This window comes from Blastocatellia bacterium (genome assembly GCA_016713405.1).
GTDB lineage: Bacteria > Acidobacteriota > Blastocatellia > Chloracidobacteriales > JADJPF01 > JADJPF01.
This window is the reverse complement of sequence record JADJPF010000001.1, coordinates 372,734-389,337: the sequence shown is the minus strand read 5'-3', so window position 1 is coordinate 389,337 and position 16,604 is coordinate 372,734. Positions and strand designations below refer to the sequence as shown.

The 16,604-nt window shown below is 34.9% G+C and carries 13 protein-coding genes; 6 read left to right on the top strand and 7 right to left on the bottom strand.

Annotation, left to right across the window (positions count from 1 at the left end; translation table 11 throughout):
- Positions 1-162: 162 nt before the first annotated feature.
- The 3 genes from IPK14_01650 to IPK14_01640 all read right to left on the bottom strand — a co-directional run bounded on the left by IPK14_01650 (position 163) and on the right by IPK14_01640 (position 3,653).
- Entirely contained in the window at positions 163-522 is a 360-nt protein-coding gene (locus IPK14_01650) for a PadR family transcriptional regulator (protein MBK7992143.1), read from the bottom strand.
- Positions 523-905: 383 nt separating this feature from the next.
- Positions 906-2,690, bottom strand: coding sequence for a carbamoyltransferase (locus tag IPK14_01645; protein ID MBK7992142.1), 1,785 nt, complete (start codon positions 2,688-2,690; stop codon positions 906-908).
- Positions 2,691-2,771: 81 nt separating this feature from the next.
- Positions 2,772-3,653, bottom strand: coding sequence for a hypothetical protein (locus IPK14_01640; protein MBK7992141.1), 882 nt, complete (start codon positions 3,651-3,653; stop codon positions 2,772-2,774).
- Positions 3,654-3,885: 232 nt separating this feature from the next.
- Here IPK14_01640 and IPK14_01635 point away from each other — a divergent pair, with 232 nt between their 5' ends.
- The 5 genes from IPK14_01635 to IPK14_01615 are packed head-to-tail and all read left to right on the top strand — an operon-like array spanning position 3,886 to position 8,649.
- Positions 3,886-5,307, top strand: a complete 1,422-nt coding sequence (locus IPK14_01635) for an MFS transporter (protein ID MBK7992140.1) — start codon at positions 3,886-3,888, stop codon at positions 5,305-5,307.
- Positions 5,308-5,325: 18 nt separating this feature from the next.
- A complete protein-coding gene (locus IPK14_01630; GenBank protein MBK7992139.1) occupies positions 5,326-5,553 on the top strand; it encodes a hypothetical protein in 228 nt (75 codons plus the stop codon).
- Positions 5,477-5,905 (top strand): hypothetical protein, encoded by a 429-nt coding sequence (locus IPK14_01625; GenBank protein ID MBK7992138.1) that lies wholly within the window; start codon positions 5,477-5,479, stop codon positions 5,903-5,905. The genes IPK14_01630 and IPK14_01625 overlap by 77 nt, the downstream gene beginning before the upstream one ends.
- A 26-nt stretch (positions 5,906-5,931) precedes the next feature.
- Positions 5,932-6,681: a DUF2470 domain-containing protein gene (locus IPK14_01620; protein MBK7992137.1), complete on the top strand. Its 750-nt coding sequence runs from the start codon at positions 5,932-5,934 to the stop codon at positions 6,679-6,681.
- Between the two features lie 6 nt (positions 6,682-6,687).
- Positions 6,688-8,649 carry a PAS domain S-box protein gene (locus IPK14_01615; GenBank protein ID MBK7992136.1) on the top strand — a complete coding sequence of 654 codons (1,962 nt, stop codon included), beginning with the start codon at positions 6,688-6,690 and terminating at the stop codon, positions 8,647-8,649.
- Here the strand turns inward: IPK14_01615 and IPK14_01610 are convergent, their stop codons facing one another.
- Both IPK14_01610 and IPK14_01605 read right to left on the bottom strand, forming a co-directional pair.
- On the bottom strand, positions 8,650-10,182 hold the full coding sequence (locus tag IPK14_01610; GenBank protein ID MBK7992135.1) for a 4-hydroxybutyryl-CoA dehydratase: 1,533 nt from the start codon (positions 10,180-10,182) through the stop codon (positions 8,650-8,652).
- A 77-nt stretch (positions 10,183-10,259) separates the two neighbouring features.
- A complete protein-coding gene (locus IPK14_01605; protein ID MBK7992134.1) occupies positions 10,260-11,003 on the bottom strand; it encodes a cyanophycinase in 744 nt (247 codons plus the stop codon).
- A 244-nt stretch (positions 11,004-11,247) separates the two neighbouring features.
- Here IPK14_01605 and IPK14_01600 point away from each other — a divergent pair, with 244 nt between their 5' ends.
- A complete protein-coding gene (locus IPK14_01600) occupies positions 11,248-13,452 on the top strand; it encodes a serine/threonine protein kinase (protein ID MBK7992133.1) in 2,205 nt (734 codons plus the stop codon).
- Positions 13,453-13,527: 75 nt separating this feature from the next.
- On the opposite strand, the gene IPK14_01595 is transcribed toward IPK14_01600, so the two are convergent.
- Positions 13,528-14,211, bottom strand: a complete 684-nt coding sequence (locus IPK14_01595) for a DUF11 domain-containing protein (protein MBK7992132.1) — start codon at positions 14,209-14,211, stop codon at positions 13,528-13,530.
- The gene (locus IPK14_01590) at positions 14,198-16,591 is read right to left on the bottom strand and encodes a DUF4394 domain-containing protein (protein MBK7992131.1); all 2,394 of its coding nucleotides are present in this window, start codon (positions 16,589-16,591) and stop codon (positions 14,198-14,200) included. Before IPK14_01590 ends, IPK14_01595 begins: the two co-directional genes overlap by 14 nt.
- Positions 16,592-16,604 lie beyond the last annotated feature (13 nt).

The following is a 16,604-nucleotide window of genomic DNA, read 5'->3' as shown; positions in this document are numbered from 1 at the left end:
AAGTAATATTGCCTAGCTCACGTTTGGCTAAAATAGTTGCTTGCTCAAGGCTTTCTCCTCTAGCCATTCGGTCAGCAATAGCCATTTGCAAATGGCTTTCTAGCTCTTCGTTTAATTCTTTTTCTCTTTGCTTATTTCCCCAAAGTGGTATTTTCATACTTTTTAGCTCTCTTTTATGGCAGGATTTAAGACAGCTTCCATAGCATCTTTAAGCTGTTGCCACCTAGAACGCTCTGAAGCTAATTGTTCTTTGCCTGCAATAGTTAGGCTATAAACTTTGACCCGCTGATTATTTTCTGAAACTTTCCATTCAGAGCTAACCCACTCCTGACGCTCTAAACGGTGCAAAGCTGGATAAAGTGAGCCTGTATCAACTTGTAGAACTTCCCCAGAGTTGCTACGAATAGCTTGGATAATACCGTAGCCGTGTTGAGGCCCCCATTGAAGAATTTGCAAAATTAGTAAATCAAGTGTTCCTTGTAGTAATTCGATTCGATTTTCATAACTAGTTTTTTTTGTCATTTTTTATTGTTTTCTCTTAAGTTTTATTTTAAAGCTGTAGATAATCTACACCTTTAGGATGTAGGCAGTCTACATCATCAGGCTATAGAATGTCTACAGCTTATTTTTAATTAAGAAAAATTTTATTTTTTATGTTGGAAAAGTATAAAGAAGTTATAACCTAATGATTTTTAGGCTATAACTATTATGGTTAAAATATTGGAAAACAGGGTTTTAGACTAGAATAGTGGATAAAGAAAAGGTGCAAGTGCTGAACTTTCAGCAAAAATTATAAACAATCCTATTAAAACAAATAAAACCATTAGCGGAATTAACCACCATTTTTTTTCCGCTTTTAGAAACTGAAAAAACTCTTTTGCAATGCCAAATTTACCTGCCATCGATTAAACCAGTGAGTCAGCCGTAGTCTTGCCTTTTTTAGCTAATTTGACCGCGCCTTCTAACTCTACTATCTCCTCTTCTGTATAAATATTTGTAAATGGTTTTTCGGTTAAAACATAATTTCCCATAACCAAAGCGTCTATACCTGTGCGAATAAAACAGTTATAAGCATCGGCAGGGCTACAAACAATTGGCTCACCCCGAACATTAAAAGAAGTGTTAACAACTACAGGAATACCAGAAATATTTTCAAATTCCTTAATCAATTTATAATAAAGTGGGTTATCAGATTCTGTTACTGTTTGAACTCGCCCTGTTCCATCTTCATGAGTAATTGCTGGAAGTAGAGCGCGTTTATCTTGAAGCACATCAGGAACAAGCAGCATAAAAGGGCTATCGCCTTGCATATCAAAATATTTGCTAACAGATTCTCTAAGCACTGAAGGAGCAAAGGGACGAAACCATTCACGAAACTTAATTTTACTGTTAATAATATTTTTCATTTCTGGATTAGAAGGATTAGCTAAAATAGATCGTCCGCCTAAAGCACGTGGGCCAAATTCCATACGACCTTGAAACCAACCTACTACTTTGTCATCTGCAATAAGTCTAGCTGTCTTCTTAAGCATTTCCGCTTCGGATAGTTCTTGATAACGAATATTTGTACTATCTAAAAAAGCTTTAATTTCTGCATTTGTAAATTCTGGCCCCCAATAAGCGTGTGTCATTACAAAGCGACGAGGATTATTTAAGACTGTGTTATAAACAATAAATGCTGCTCCAATAGCCGCGCCATCATCCCCAGCAGCAGGTTGGATAAAAATATTACGAAATGGAGTATTTTTTAAGATTTTCCAGTTAGCAACACTATTTAAGCCTACACCACCAGCAATGCAGATATTTTCTGTTTTATAGGTGTTATAAGCATTTTGTGCCATTGTCACCATAACTTTTTCAACTACTTTTTGACCTGAAGCAGCCATATCTTTATGAAATTGAGTAATTTCACTTTCTGGATCTCGCGTTACTTGTCCAAATAGGTTTTCATAATGACGGCTAAAAGGAAGTTTAGTAGCATAATGATGTGAGAAATATTTTAGATTTAATCTAAAACTACCATCTGATTTTATATCTATGATTTCATTAAATTTATCTACATAGCGAGGCACTCCATAAGGAGCAAGCCCCATAACTTTCCATTCAGCATCATTTACCTTAAAACCAAGGTAAGCTGTCAAAGCACTATAAAAAAGACCTAGAGAATGAGGAAAATCTATTTCTTTTTCCATATGAATTTGATTTCCCTCACCATAACCCATGCCAGTAGTACACCATTCACCCACACCATCAACCGTAAGAATTGCAGCACGTTCAAAAGGAGAAACCAAAAAAGCTGCTGCTGCGTGAGATAAATGATGTTGGCTAAAAAGAATTTCTTTCTCTATGCCTAAAGCCTCTTGTATTTTGCTTTTCATCCAAAGACGGTCTTTCATCCAAAGAGGGATAGACTTTAAGAAGGAAAAATAAGAGCGAGGAAATTCACTTAATATATTAATCAAAATTCGATCAAATTTAACAAATGGTTTTTCATAAAAACAAATATGATCAACTTGATTAATATTGATACCAGCTACTTTTAAGCAATATTCTACAGCTTTTTCTGGAAACTCTGAGGTGTGTTTACGTCTAACAAAACGTTCTTCTGCTGCTGCTGCAACCAACATTCCATCTTTTACTAAAGCTGCCGCAGAATCGTGATAATAACAAGAAAGTCCTAAAACATACATAAGTTTGATAAATATTTAAGAGCAGCTTTAGATTATTAAATAAATAAGCAATTAGCTGCTAAATAGTTCAAAAAATTATAGTTATTTAGAAAGATTTGCTAACCAACTAGGTACACTACCTAAACCATCTAAAACATCTAGCCCTTGTTCTTTTGCCCAAGCTTCATTTGTTTCATTTGCTACCCAGCTAGGGGTATAAGGTTGTTTAATTAGTCCTGCACGGAAATTTTGCCAACCATCTCTAGTTGAACGCAAATAAAGAGGTACTGAAAGATCTAGAGAAAAAACATCTCCAACTACTGCATCTGGCTTTAATCGTTCAAGTAAATCAAAGTAATGTGGGCGTTGTAATGAAACTGTAGCCTCTTGCCATTGCCAAGTTTCTGGAAGACTTCCAACCATACCAAGATGAAATTTTCTTGCCCCTCCAATAATTTGAAAGCCTTCTAAACTAATTTCTGCTGCTTCAAATAAATCTAAAATATGTGTAATCTTAGAATTAGAAACTATAGTCATTCGATAATCTGCATCCCGAATTTGTGAAATTACTTGTGCTGCATCTTTTAGTAGAAGAGTTTTATTCTTTTCACGGTATTGGCTACGACCATCTCGAAAACAGATATCAGAAAATCTATCTGCATTCTCAGCAATTTTTTCTATTGCTTCACGTAAGGCTTCGCTTTCGGGAAAATTTGGCTCTTTTTGCCAAAGACAAGTAGCTATAGCATGGTTACGACCGTAAAGATCTTCCATAGCAAAAGCTGTAATATACTCTTCATATAACCAACCATACTTAAAAGGATGTATAACAAAATTTCCCTCTATTTCAGCAAAAATTTCTTTTATTCTTTCTATAGATAAGCTCGTAGAATCACTTAAAAGCGTAACCATAAGATCCCGTATTGCATCTGCTTCAGCGCGTGGATCTGTCCAAACCCCATCAAAGTCAGAGACTAAGTGCATAAGTTTTCCTTATTGATTTTTGTAACTTGATTAATAACAAGCCATTATAGCCGATTATTTTTCTTAGTTCATCCAAAGCACGACCTAAAGTTTGCTAATCGTGTAATTAAATTTGGCAAACTTCCACAATGTTAAATTAGTGCTTTATGGTATTATTATTTTTCTGTTATCACCTGCCAATTAAAATACTAAGTGTTTAATAACTAATTACTAAGGAGCATTTCAAAAATTTATGGCTAACCTTTCAACCACAAGCGATGGGGATGTCAAAATCCAACATAGCCGGGAATATAAAATTAGACGTTTTATGAATTGGTTCCCTTTAGGCTTAACTTACGCTACTTTTTATATGGGACGTTATAACATAAATGTAGTAGCTGGAACAGTTAAAAGCACTTTTGGTGTAGATAACTTTCAATTTGGAATAATTCTTACAGCCGGTTTTTGGGTATATGCTCTTAGTGTAATGTTTAATGGCCCCCTAGCAGATAGAATAGGAGGTAAAAAAGCTATTCTTTTTGGCACAATTGGGGCAGCTACAATGAATTTGTTATTAGGATTAACAATTTTCAGTGGTTTTTTAATGCAAGATAATCCTCTTGGCCCACTAGGAGGTGTAGCTAGCGGTATAATCAATGGCATAAATAGCATTTTTTCTGCTCCAATACTTTCCAGTAATAAAGCTCAAGCACTATTTATTATTGCCCTTATTTATGCACTTAATAGCTATTTCCAAAGTTTTGGAGCTTTATCAGTAGTAAAAGTTAATGCTCCTTGGTTTCATGTCAGGGAAAGAGGCGTTTTTGGTGGTATATTTGGCATTATGATTTCTAGCGGTTATCTACTAGCATTTACTGTAGGTGGAGTAATTCTTAAAAACTTTGACTGGTATGCAATTTTTATTATCCCTTCAATAATGCTTGTTGTTATGTTTGTTGTTGATTTAATAGTAGTAAGAGAAACTCCTAAAGAAGCAGGTTTTGAAAACTTTAATACTGGTGATGCTTCAACAGGTGATGATAAACCAGTTGATTGGAATTATTTGCTAAAACAGGTATTAAGTAATCCTATTATTATTACTTTAGCTCTAGCTGAGTTTTGTACTGGTTTTGTTCGCCAAGGCCTACTTGCTTACTTTAACCGCTTTCTAGAAGAAGTTCATCACATAGTTCATAAGTCTCATGTTTCTGAATGGGCTGGACTAGGTATTACAATTGGTGGAATTTGTGGCGGTCTACTTTGTGGCTTTTTATCTGACAAAGTTTTCCAATCTCGTCGTCCTCCAGTAGCATTTATTTTCTATATTGGACAGGTGATCAGTTTATTAATACTTGGTTGGGTAAGTATTCCAGCAATGGCAGCAGCAATGGTAGGTTTTTCTTGTATGTGGATTTTTGGAGTCCATGGAATGCTTTCTGGAACAGCTTCTGCCGACTTTGGAGGCAAAAAAGCAGCCGCAACGGTTACAGGACTTTTAGACGGAGTACAATACATTGCTAGCGGTTTTACAGGTTTTGGATTAGGAAAAATAATTGATAAATTTGGTTGGGGAGTATGGACTTATTGTATTATTCCTTTTTCAATTATGGGCGGACTTTTAATGTTACGTATTTGGAATGCTAAACCACAAAAGAAAGACGCAGGAGGCCATTAAGTCTTGGAGTTAAGAGCTATGAAATATCTAGTTGGATTAACAGTTTTTTTTATCTTACTAGTTACTTTACTACCTGTTTCTTTGGCAGAAGTTAATTTAGAAGCATTTATTCGTAAACGTACAGAAGAATATATGGCTGCTCGCCAGGCGCGTAAAAGTCTTGTGATGCGTGAATACTATAATCAAGAAGATATTAAATATTTACATATCTTTCTTAAAAAAACAATATATCTCTGTAAAAGATGAAATAAAAGAAGGAAAATTTACAGAAAAATATATTCGTAACTCTATTGATAGTGCTGATTTTGGCGAACCTTATAAAGAAGCTATATTAAAGTGTATTTTCAAAAATGGAAATTTTGAAAAAGAGCTAGACCAAGCTTTTACAGAGTATTTAGGCTCATATTCTTATACCATTACAGACTATAAAATAGAAGAAGTAACATTTATAAAGAATAATACAGTAGCAATAGTAAAGGTTTTAGAATCTCGCCGCGGTAAAGATCAAAAAGAGTCTAAAACTGTAATTAGAACTCATCAATGGTATTTAAAAAATAATAATTGGTTTCTTTCATTAGAAAACCGCCCTCACTTATAAAATAACTTTATTTTTTGGAGCAAGTTATGTCTAGTGGATCTGAGATAGGCAAAATAGCACGCAATTTTTTAAGAGCTAATAGTACAGGTGTACTTGCTACACATTCTTTAGATTTAATTGGTTATCCATTTGGTTCAGTTACACCTTTTTTGGTAAACAAAGATGGGCTACCAATTATCTTTATTAGTTCTTTAGCCCAACATACTAAAAATATTGAAGCTAATAACAAAGTTTCTTTAACCATTTTTGATCTAAAAGCTAAGGATGTACAAGAAAGTGCTAGACTTACCTGGATAGGTGAAGCTACAAGCTTAAAAGAAAATATAGAAGAAACTAGACAATCTTATGCTAGATATTTCCCTAATTCAAAAACTCATTTAGAATTATCTGACTTTAAGTTCTATCAACTTAATTTAACTCGCGCTCGCTTTATTGGTGGTTTTGGAAAAATTGCTTGGATTGAACCAAAAGATATTTTGCTTGAAAATGCCTTGCACCGTGTTGAAGCAGATATTTTGGCACATATGAACGAAGACCATTTAAGCACAATGAAAGATTATTGCCAGGGTCTTAAACAGGTTAGCGTTAGTGAAGTAAAAATGATAGGTATTGATACAGAAGGGTTTGACCTATTAGCAGATAACATAAGGCTAAGATTTACCTTTGAAAAAGCAATTGTTACAGCCGAAGATGCTAGAGCAGCTTTAGTATTAATGGCTCGAAAAGCACGTGCCTATTTACCAACTTTGTCACTAGAAAAATCACAAAAAGATTAATTTTTTATGAGTAACGAGTTATCAACTATTAAACTGCCTATTGACAATAATTTAGTCGAACTTGAACATTTAGCTACTATTCTTGATATAGCCGAAGATGCAATTATTTCCATTGATAGCAATCAAAAAATAATTTTATTTAATAAAGGTGCAGAAAAAATCTTTGGCTACAAGGCAGAAGAAATTTTAGGACAAAATTTAAGTTTACTTCTTCCTAAGCGGTTTGCTGATTCTCACCCACAACAAGTAAAAAATTTTGAGAAATCAAATGTAGTGGCTCGAACAATGGCAGAGCGACGTGAAGTAGTGGCTCTACGCAGAGATGGAAGCGAATTTCCTGCTGATGCTTCTATTTCTAAATATAAAGTAAATTCACAATATCACTTTAATGTAATTTTACGAGATATTTCTATACGTAAAAAAACAGAAGAAGCCTTGCGTAATGCACAACTAGAATTAGAGAGACGACTTTATGAGCAAACTGCCCTATTAGATTTTGCTCCAAATGCAGTTTTTATTCTTGACCTAGAGGATAAAGTAATGTTTTGGAGTAAAGGCGCAGAACGCATTTACGGTTGGACAAAAGAAGAGACTATAGGAAAAGAATTTTATAAGTTAGTTTATGCAACTGACTTAAGCCATCCATTAGATGTATGTAATCAAGTATTGACTAAAGGGGAATGGTTTGGAGAGCTAACCCAATACACTAAATCTGGCAAAAAAATAATAGTAGAAAGCCGACGTGGATTAGTAATAAATACTGAAGCAAAGCCAACTGCACAATTATTAGTAAATACTGATATTACAGAAAAGAAAGCCTTAGAAACTCAATTTCTACGCTCCCAGAGAATGGAGAGTATTGGTACACTAGCAGGAGGTATTGCACATGATCTTAATAATGTTTTAGCTCCATTGATAATGGGATTAGAAATTTTATCCGAAGATCAGCACGAGCCTGACAAACAAGAATTAATACAAGCAATGCTAGAGCATAGCAAACGAGGAGCAGATCTTGTTAAACAAGTGCTTTCCTTTGCTCGTGGAGTAGCAGGAGAAAGAATACTAATTAATCCTAAAAAACTAATTGAAAAGATTGAAAAAATATTAATACAAACCTTTCCAAAAAATATCAATATTAAAATCAAAATTCCCAACAATTTATGGGCATTTAAGGCAGATGAAACACAACTTAATCAAGTTCTAATGAATTTATGTATTAATGCCCGTGATGCAATGCTTGAAGGTGGTGACTTATCAATTAGTATTTCCAACGTTAGCACCGATGAGCAATATACAAAAACTCACTTGGAAGCTAAATTAGGTAATTTCATTGTAATTTCTGTTAGTGATACAGGTTTAGGGATGACAGAAGAAGTTGCAAACAAGATTTTTGAGCCATTTTTTACTACTAAAGAAATAGGTAAAGGTACAGGTTTAGGGCTTTCAACCGTTTTAGCTATAGTAAAAAGCCATGAAGGTTTTATTTCTGTCTATAGTGAACCTTCTATAGGAACTACATTTCAAGTTTATTTCCCTGCTTTAACAAACCAACAAGATATAAGAGTTTCCCAAACTTCTTTAGAAATATTTTCCGGTCAAGGAGAATTAATCTTATTAGTTGATGATGAGGTTTTAATCCGCCAAGTAACTAAAACTACTTTAGAACATAATGGTTATAAGGTAGTTACAGCTAAAGACGGTATTGAGGCTATAAAGTTTTATCAAAATAATAAAGAAGCAGTTAAATTATCAATAATAGACCTAATAATGCCTAATTTAGATGGTCAAAAAACTGCTAACAAAATTAGAGAAATTAATCCTCAAGCAAAAATTATTTATGCCAGTGGTTTTGCTCTTAAAGATAAATTTGACATAAATTTTAGTGACACAATTTTTTTACATAAACCATATACAGCAGCAAAATTACTGGAAACTATCGCTACTGTATTAAGTACTAATATAGATTAGCTATTTGCTTTTTGTATCAAAAACTCGACCAAAATAATCTGTTAGCTCTGTTGTTAACTGAGTGCGTTTTGGTTCTTCAATTCCAGCCAATTCTTTAGCTAACTGTTTTTTAAGAGAAAGCTGCATTTGTCTAGCAATTTGAATACGCTGGGCTTGAGGTGAACCTGCTCCATGCATACTTTCTGTTAAGTAACCTACTGCATTACGTCCTAAAGTCATATTTTCAATAAGTCTTAGTATTCTTACTCGATATTCTGTTGGAATATCTGCACGTCCTTTTAAGTATTTTTCTAGTAAAACTCCTATTTCAGAATGGGAAAAATCTTTTTCTGATGGCATAGTTACAACTAAACCACCTGCTAAATCTTGAGCGAGTCTAGCAATTTGATAAGGAATTTTTGTCACATGATGCTTACAAACATTAGCAAGCATATCATCACAAATAAAAGCACCTGATTTAGTCGCTTGTGATTGATAGGATGAAGCAATACCAGTAGCATAAATTGTTTCATTTAAGTGAGTCATTTCAACAATTTTATCTTTGATATGTGAAACATTTTCTACCCCATTATATTCAGCAATCGTTGCAGCAGCACCAATTAAGACATCTCCAACACCACTTTTACAAACATAACTGCGACGGTGATAACACGTAAAGCGTTCAACTAGCATTGAGGCAAACTCATATTCTCCATCCATAAAAATTAGCTCATTGGGGATAAAAACATTATCTAAAATTACCATAGCTTCTTGGCCGCCATATTGAGCATTTCCAACATCAATTGAGCCGCCTTCTAAGCTGCGAGTATCGCAAGATTGCCGACCATAAATATAAGTAATACCACTAGCGTCAACAGGGATTGCTCCAACTATTGCATAATCTTTATCTTCAGCCTTTAAGCGCATTGTAGGCATAATGATCATCCAATGAGAATTTAAGCAACCTGTTTGATGAGCCTTGGCACCACTAATAAAAACGCCTTCACTAGTTCGATGGGTAACGTGAACAAAAAGGTCTGGATCGGCTTGCTCGTGAGGTGCAAGGCTACGATCACCCTTAACATCTGTCATTGCTCCACTGATAACAAGATTTTGCTCTTGAGCTTGTAAAATAAAGTCTTTTAAGCGTTTATGGTAAGGAGTCTGGTATTTTTCATCTATTTCAAACGTTGTTGAATAAAGCGAATTAAGCGCGTCCATACCTACGCAACGTTGAAAACAAGTCCCTGTAAGTTGTCCTAAACGTCGCTGCATTTTATTTTGTAAAACAACATCTGATTGACTTATTGCTATATGTAAAAATCTATTTACTCGCTCGCCTGTAAATGGAGAAATAGCTGTTGCAAGTTCTTCTTCCTTTACAGCTAAATCATAAGTTTCAGCAACAGCATTAATACTAGGGCGAATCATAGGATGATCAACAATATCTTCAACAAGTTCACCTAAAAGATAAACTTTTAATTTTCTGCCTCTTAAACTATTTATATAATCTTGGCCTGAAACCAAGGCTTTAGATAATTCAGCTACGCTCATAAATACCTCTATTTTAATATACTTAATTTATTAATAAACAGGTTTTCTAGTGCTTAAATCAAACCTGTCACCTGCTGTTAAAGCATGTAAAACAATATCGCTGCTACATAAATGTTCCTCATCTTTTCACTATGTGTTGGGTGAGCATTTGCTGCATCTAAAAAATAGACTGCATTTTTACCAACTACCTTAAGAATATTTTCGGACTCGCTTAAAAGTGCGGTATCTTCATCAATACCAATTGCAAGTATTTTCGGATAATGTGCTATAAGGGAGATAATTCTAGGCAACCGTCCACGAGAAGCGCAATGTGTATCAATAGAAATATCTTTTAACATTCCAAAACCTTGACCAATTTCTACCATATCAGGTCTTAAATGTGGGTCTAGAGTTCCACCAGATAAAATCATTGGGCCAGCAAAAATTGAAGCACCTGAAGAAGTCCCTCCAACCACACCACCTTTATTAAAAATAGCTCTAATTGCCTGCTCTACAGGAGTTTCAGCAAGTCGTTGACTTAATTTATATTGTGAACCCCCTGCAATAAACACTCCATCACATTCAACTAACCTGGGATAAATCCAGTCTGCTTGAGCATCTTCACGAGCAAAAATTTTAGGGGAAAATAAATCTTTTAGTCCCCAATACAAGAAAATTTCCCAATAACAAGCATTTACCTCTGCTGGGTCATTTGTTCCAGCCGTTATAATTGCTATTTTTGCATCTTTACCGCCAACAGCATTAATAAATTCACCTATCAAAGGTTCACCTATTGATCTTACTGCTGGGCCACCACCTACTAAAAAATATTTTCCTGTCATCTTATTTTTATCTAGAACCTTTAAAAAATATATTTTATTTATCCAACAAAATCTAAAATCATAACCTAAAAATTTTTTGTTAATTTTTCCAGTTTTATGTAATAAATATTTTATTTACCCGTTATTAGTTGTAAGCCGTTGTTAGCTTTTTAGCTAAAATCCTAGTAATATACAGTAAATACGCCCAAAGCTAATAACAAAAACCGCCATACTTACAGCTAAAAGCTGGCAAAACGGAGACATTATGGCACTAGAAGACTTACTAGGAAAAGTGCTAGATGAAAAATATCGTCTGGAAGAAAAACTTGGTCAAGGTGGAATGGGGGCTGTTTATCTAGCAACTCACCTAGGTACAGAACGCCCTGTAGCAGTAAAAATTATTGCTCCACAATTTATGCGTCATCCTGAATTTGTAGAACGTTTTAAGCGTGAAGCAAAAGCTGCTGGACGGCTCCGACATCCTAATGTTGTTGATGTTACTGACTTTGGTTTTGCTCAATTATCAAATGAACGTATTGCTTATTTAGTGATGGAATACCTAGATGGTTGTACTTTAAGTGAAGTTTTAGTTGAAGAAGGAAAACTTCCACTTAAATTTGCTGTCAATATCTTAGAACAAGTTTGTGCAGCAATAGATACAGCACACCTTCAAGGCATAATTCATCGAGACTTAAAGCCTGACAACATTTGGTTAGAACCTGATGGACTAGGTAGTTATAATATAAAAGTTTTAGATTTTGGCCTGGCTAAACTTGGAGAAATTCCAGCACAAATAACAAATGGTGGAACAGCTATTTTTGAAGCAGAAGAAGACTGTTTTATTCAAAAGATTTTTAACAAAGGTTGTGAAGATAATAATAGTAAACAACCTAATGTTATAGCTAAAACATCACCTCAAGCCATTGCAACTACATCTTCAATCTCTCTTGCAACAACTATAAAACCAAGTTTGGAATTTAGCGAATCAGCAACAGCCGTCCAACCTTCACCAAATAATAAAAATAGTAATAGCAGTTTAGCACTTAATGAAACCCCTACTGCTGTACAAACTTCTTTATCAGAGGATGAAGCACAAACTCAAGTCCAAGTACGTCGTAATACTGCTAGTATTAAAGAAGATAAAATAGCTTTAGTTACACATGTTGGGACGGTTTTAGGCACACCTATTTATATGTCTCCTGAACAATGTAGAGGCGAAACTCTAGACACCCGTTCAGATGTTTATAGCCTAGGTGTAATTGCTTATCAAATGCTTACAGGAAACCCTCCCTTTAGCGGTGACACTCAAACATTGATTACACATCATACAAACACAACTCCACAAAATATCAAAGAACTGCGCCGCGATATTCCTAAAGCTGTATCAACATTAATAATGTCAGCTTTAGCTAAAAACGCAGCCGAAAGACCTGCAACAGTAGCAGCTTTTTCTACTGCTCTAAAAGCACGTAGTGAAGGTGCTGCTAGCTTACTTCGTCAAGCTATTTCTTTATACAATAACCACTTCCCAACATTTATTAAAATTTCCCTAATTAGTTATTCCCCTGTTGTTATATTTTACCTATTGACCAAACTAAACTTTCTATTAATAAATGTGCTTCCACAAAAGCTATTTTTTATTAATGCAATACTGCTTGCCTCATTTGCAGGTTTAAGCTTTATGTTAAGTCAAGCAATAGTTTATGGAACTACAGTACCAACAGTAGCTCAATTAATGGTAAGACCTTTTCACAAGGTTGAATTAAAACCTATATTTATACTATTAAAACAAAGAGTTTTTCCTTTAATTACTACTAAACTTCTATCTAGTTTATTCCTATCTCTTTGGGCAATATTGTTTGTTATACCTGCAATAAAAAAGTTTATTGATTATATGCTCTTTGTTCCAGTAGTAATGATGGAAAATATAAGTAACCGCAAAGCTTTGAAACGTTCTCAAGAGTTAGTAAAACGGCTTTGGTGGGTAGTATTTCGCTTTTCGCTACTTAATATGTTATTAATGACAATTTTATTTGCTAATGGAGATGTTTTTAGTAATAAAAAAATAGATTTAGACTTAAAATCTGGTAAATCTGTTGTTACAAACTCGGATCCAAACAAAGAACTAGCAAAACTACTAGAAAAAAAATTTGGGGACAAAGATGTCTTACCAACAGCTACAAATCCAACATTGATAGAAAATAATATTAAAAAAACTGATGAATTAGACAAAGAAACTAAAACTATTAATATTCAGACCACCAAATCATTGTTTTCATTATTGTTAATAATTTTGACAGCACCAATACTCTCTATTAGTATAGCTATGTTGTACTTAAAACTAAGGCAAGCAGGTGGTGAAAGTTTTAAAGAGGCATTAGGGCAATTTGGAGAAAATGCCCCTCGTAGCAAATGGCAACTACGAATGAGAGAACGTAGCCGTGCTTATTACCGAGTTAATAGTCAATAAACACAAAAAAAGAGCCGACCTTTTGGGTCGGCTATCTATCACTCAATGTAAAAACTAAAAAACTCATTAACCTGCTTATTGTCTGGTAAATGGTACAACTGTTACTCCGCCGTTGCTGTTGCGGAAGGTAATCATTACACTTCTACCTTTTGGAATAGCTTGGTTTATTGACATACCATTAGTTAACTTACCTTTTTGGGTTAGTTTGGTATTGTTAGAAGCAAGTTTGGCTGCTTTTGCAAAACCAACACCATCAACTAAAACTGTAGTTCCAGAAAATCCTGTTCCAGTAGCAGTAATCTTCATATTAGTAACTTTAATATTTGCTGCCATTATAGTTGGGCCAGGAATATTAACCATAGTAGTAGCACTAGAAGCAGTATTATCAAATCTAACGCCACTAACATCAGGTGTATCACTTCTTACCATTGCCATCAATGAAACATTTGTCCCATTCATAGTTACATTTGGAGTTACTACTAATGAGAACACAGCAGAAGAACTTGCTGAAAGTGTTGAACCTGTACAAGTAATTGCTCCTGTACCTCCAGCAGATGGAGTCATACAAGTAAAGCCCATAGGAGCATTAATTGATTGAAATGTAGTGTTAGCAGGAGTTGCTGTTGATAAAACAACATTACTTAAGCTATTGGGATTAGCATTAGCAACTGTTAAACTATAAGTAAAATTACTGCCTGATAAAGCTGTAGCAGGAGCAACAGCAACAACTGATAGTCCAACATTGTTAATTAGTGCCATATCCCGTAAAACAACTGGGAGCCATACCACCTACAGGTAATGTGCCAACTTGTGTAGCACCACCAGTAGCTAGATTTACTCTATAGAAACGAGAAGATGTTTCACCATTTAATACAAAACTACCATAAGCAATACCTGTTGATTCAGAAATATCTAAAGCAGCTACATCTGTTACATCAATACCTAATCTGCCAACAGTAAATAATTGACCTGTATTAGGTGAAACTGGCGCACCTGTTGGTGAACCTTGTAGGACTAGGCTGTCTAACCTGGAATCAACATTGTATAAATTAGTAATAGTTAGTCCTGGGAAACTATTAGTATAAGCAGAAGCAACGCAATTTGGGGTCATCCCTGCATTTGCATCACCCATTGCATAAGCTAAAGTTCCATCAACAGCAGCAATGCCACCATTATTTGGGTTTAAGCGTAAGTCTTGAGTAGTATTACTAACTACACGAATTCTATCAGGAACAGGATTAAAATCAAAACCAAATTCCATACCTGCTAATGCTGGTATAAATGGCGCGCCGCCTAATGCAGTAGCAACACCAGTGTTTGTATTTATTGTATAAACTCGGCTTGTACTACCTAGGCCAAATAAAAATCCTGTAGCTGGACGAAAATCTATACCTAATAAAGATTCTCCCATTTGAAGCCCTGTAATTTGTATTGGTGAACCAATTAAAGTATCTGGCTTTCTTGGGTTAAATCTGACTAAACGGTTATCATTAGTTAAACCTAAAACATTTTCTACTCTAAGCACCACACCTAAACTACGAATTTGCTCTGTACCGCCAACCATTCCTACTTGAGTAGCAACTGGAGTTGTAGCATTTGCTGGGGTAAGGTTGATGCGATAAAGACGAGAAACAGTCTCTCCAGGTAAAGTGATTGTTGCATAAGCTAAACCACTAGCATCAGAGATATCTAAAGAAGTAATATCATTAGCATCAACTCCTAATGGGCCAACAGTAAAAAGTTGTCCTGTATTTGGAGAAACAGGAGTTGAATTAACAGAGCCTTGAGTAACTAAAATATCTAAGGTGGAATCAATCCCATAAAGTGTTGTTTCTGTTGCACCTGTACCAGCAACATTATTAGTATACGCTGATGTAACTACTCTGGGAGTTCTACCGGTATTTGTATCAGTCATTGCATAAGCTAATGGAGTATCTGTTCCAGCTAATGCACCATTATCTGGATTTAGACGCAGATTTTGTCCCATGTTGCTAACAACTCTAATTCGATCAGGAGCAGGATTAAAATCAACACCAAATTCAGTACCCATAAGTGTTACGCTTGGTGTACCAACTTTGCTAGCTGTACCTGTAGCAGCATTAATAATATAAACTTGACCTGTACTAGCTAAAGCATAAAAATCCCCTGTAGCAGGGCGAAAATCCGCACCTACAATGGTTTCACCCATTGATAAACCACTAATTAAAGTAGAACTTAAAATTGTGCCTGGTGCAGTGCTATTAAATGTCACAATTCTATTAGTACCAGTAATACCAATTAAAGTTTCACCATTAACTACAACTGCTATGTCTCGAATTTGTTCTGTACCACCAATATTGCCAACTAAAGTAGTTGCACCTGTAGCTAAATTAATGTTATAGAGCTTTGACATCATTTCACCGTTAAGGGTAAAAGCCGCAAAAGCAGTTCCATTAACATCAGAAATATCCATACCACCAACATTTGTAACATTAATACCTAAAGCACCAACAGTAAATAATTGACCGCTATTTGGTGAAATAGGCGCGCTATTAAGTGATCCTTGTGTTACAAGAACATCCAAGTCTGCATCTATGTTGTAAAGTGTTGTAGCTGTAGCACCTACACCAGCAAAATTATTAGTGTAAGCTGAAGCAAATGCGTTAGGAGTTCTACCATTATTTGGATCTCCCATTGCATAAGCTAACGGTGTATCTGTTCCTGCTATAGTACCATCATTAGGATTAAGGCGAAGGTCTTGACCTGTATTGCTTACAATTCTAATGCGATCTGGGGAAGGATTAAAATCAAGACCAAAGTTTGCACCTGTCAAGTTTACAGGCTGCATTCCAACTTGAGTAGCAAGACCTGTACTAGTGTTAATGGTGTAAATTCTACCCATATTACTAACAGCAAAAAGCACTCTAGTAGCTGGTCTAAAATCTATTCCAACTAATGATTCACCTGCTTGCAATCCTGTAATTGATACAGTATTAATAATAGTGCCTGGTGTTGAGCTATTAAAACTTACTAAACGATTTGTTGTAGTTAAAGCAAAAACTGTCTCTCTTCCAACACGACCTTTAGATTGAGCAAAAGCTGTAGAAAGACAAACTATACTTAAAATTAAAGCAAAAAACATTTTACTGATAAATTTCATCTATATATACTCC

Bases quoted from the DNA above. Each gene is read 5' to 3' on its own strand.
- IPK14_01650 (MBK7992143.1), bottom strand. From the start codon at position 522: ATGACAAAAAAAACTAGTTATGAAAATCGAATCGAATTACTACAAGGA.
- IPK14_01645 (MBK7992142.1), bottom strand. From the start codon at position 2,690: ATGTATGTTTTAGGACTTTCTTGTTATTATCACGATTCTGCGGCAGCT.
- IPK14_01640 (MBK7992141.1), bottom strand. From the start codon at position 3,653: ATGCACTTAGTCTCTGACTTTGATGGGGTTTGGACAGATCCACGCGCT.
- IPK14_01635 (MBK7992140.1), top strand. From the start codon at position 3,886: ATGGCTAACCTTTCAACCACAAGCGATGGGGATGTCAAAATCCAACAT.
- IPK14_01630 (MBK7992139.1), top strand. From the start codon at position 5,326: ATGAAATATCTAGTTGGATTAACAGTTTTTTTTATCTTACTAGTTACT.
- IPK14_01620 (MBK7992137.1), top strand. From the start codon at position 5,932: ATGTCTAGTGGATCTGAGATAGGCAAAATAGCACGCAATTTTTTAAGA.
- IPK14_01615 (MBK7992136.1), top strand. From the start codon at position 6,688: ATGAGTAACGAGTTATCAACTATTAAACTGCCTATTGACAATAATTTA.
- IPK14_01610 (MBK7992135.1), bottom strand. From the start codon at position 10,182: ATGAGCGTAGCTGAATTATCTAAAGCCTTGGTTTCAGGCCAAGATTAT.
- IPK14_01605 (MBK7992134.1), bottom strand. From the start codon at position 11,003: ATGACAGGAAAATATTTTTTAGTAGGTGGTGGCCCAGCAGTAAGATCA.
- IPK14_01600 (MBK7992133.1), top strand. From the start codon at position 11,248: ATGGCACTAGAAGACTTACTAGGAAAAGTGCTAGATGAAAAATATCGT.
- IPK14_01595 (MBK7992132.1), bottom strand. From the start codon at position 14,211: ATGGCACTAATTAACAATGTTGGACTATCAGTTGTTGCTGTTGCTCCT.
- IPK14_01590 (MBK7992131.1), bottom strand. From the start codon at position 16,591: ATGAAATTTATCAGTAAAATGTTTTTTGCTTTAATTTTAAGTATAGTT.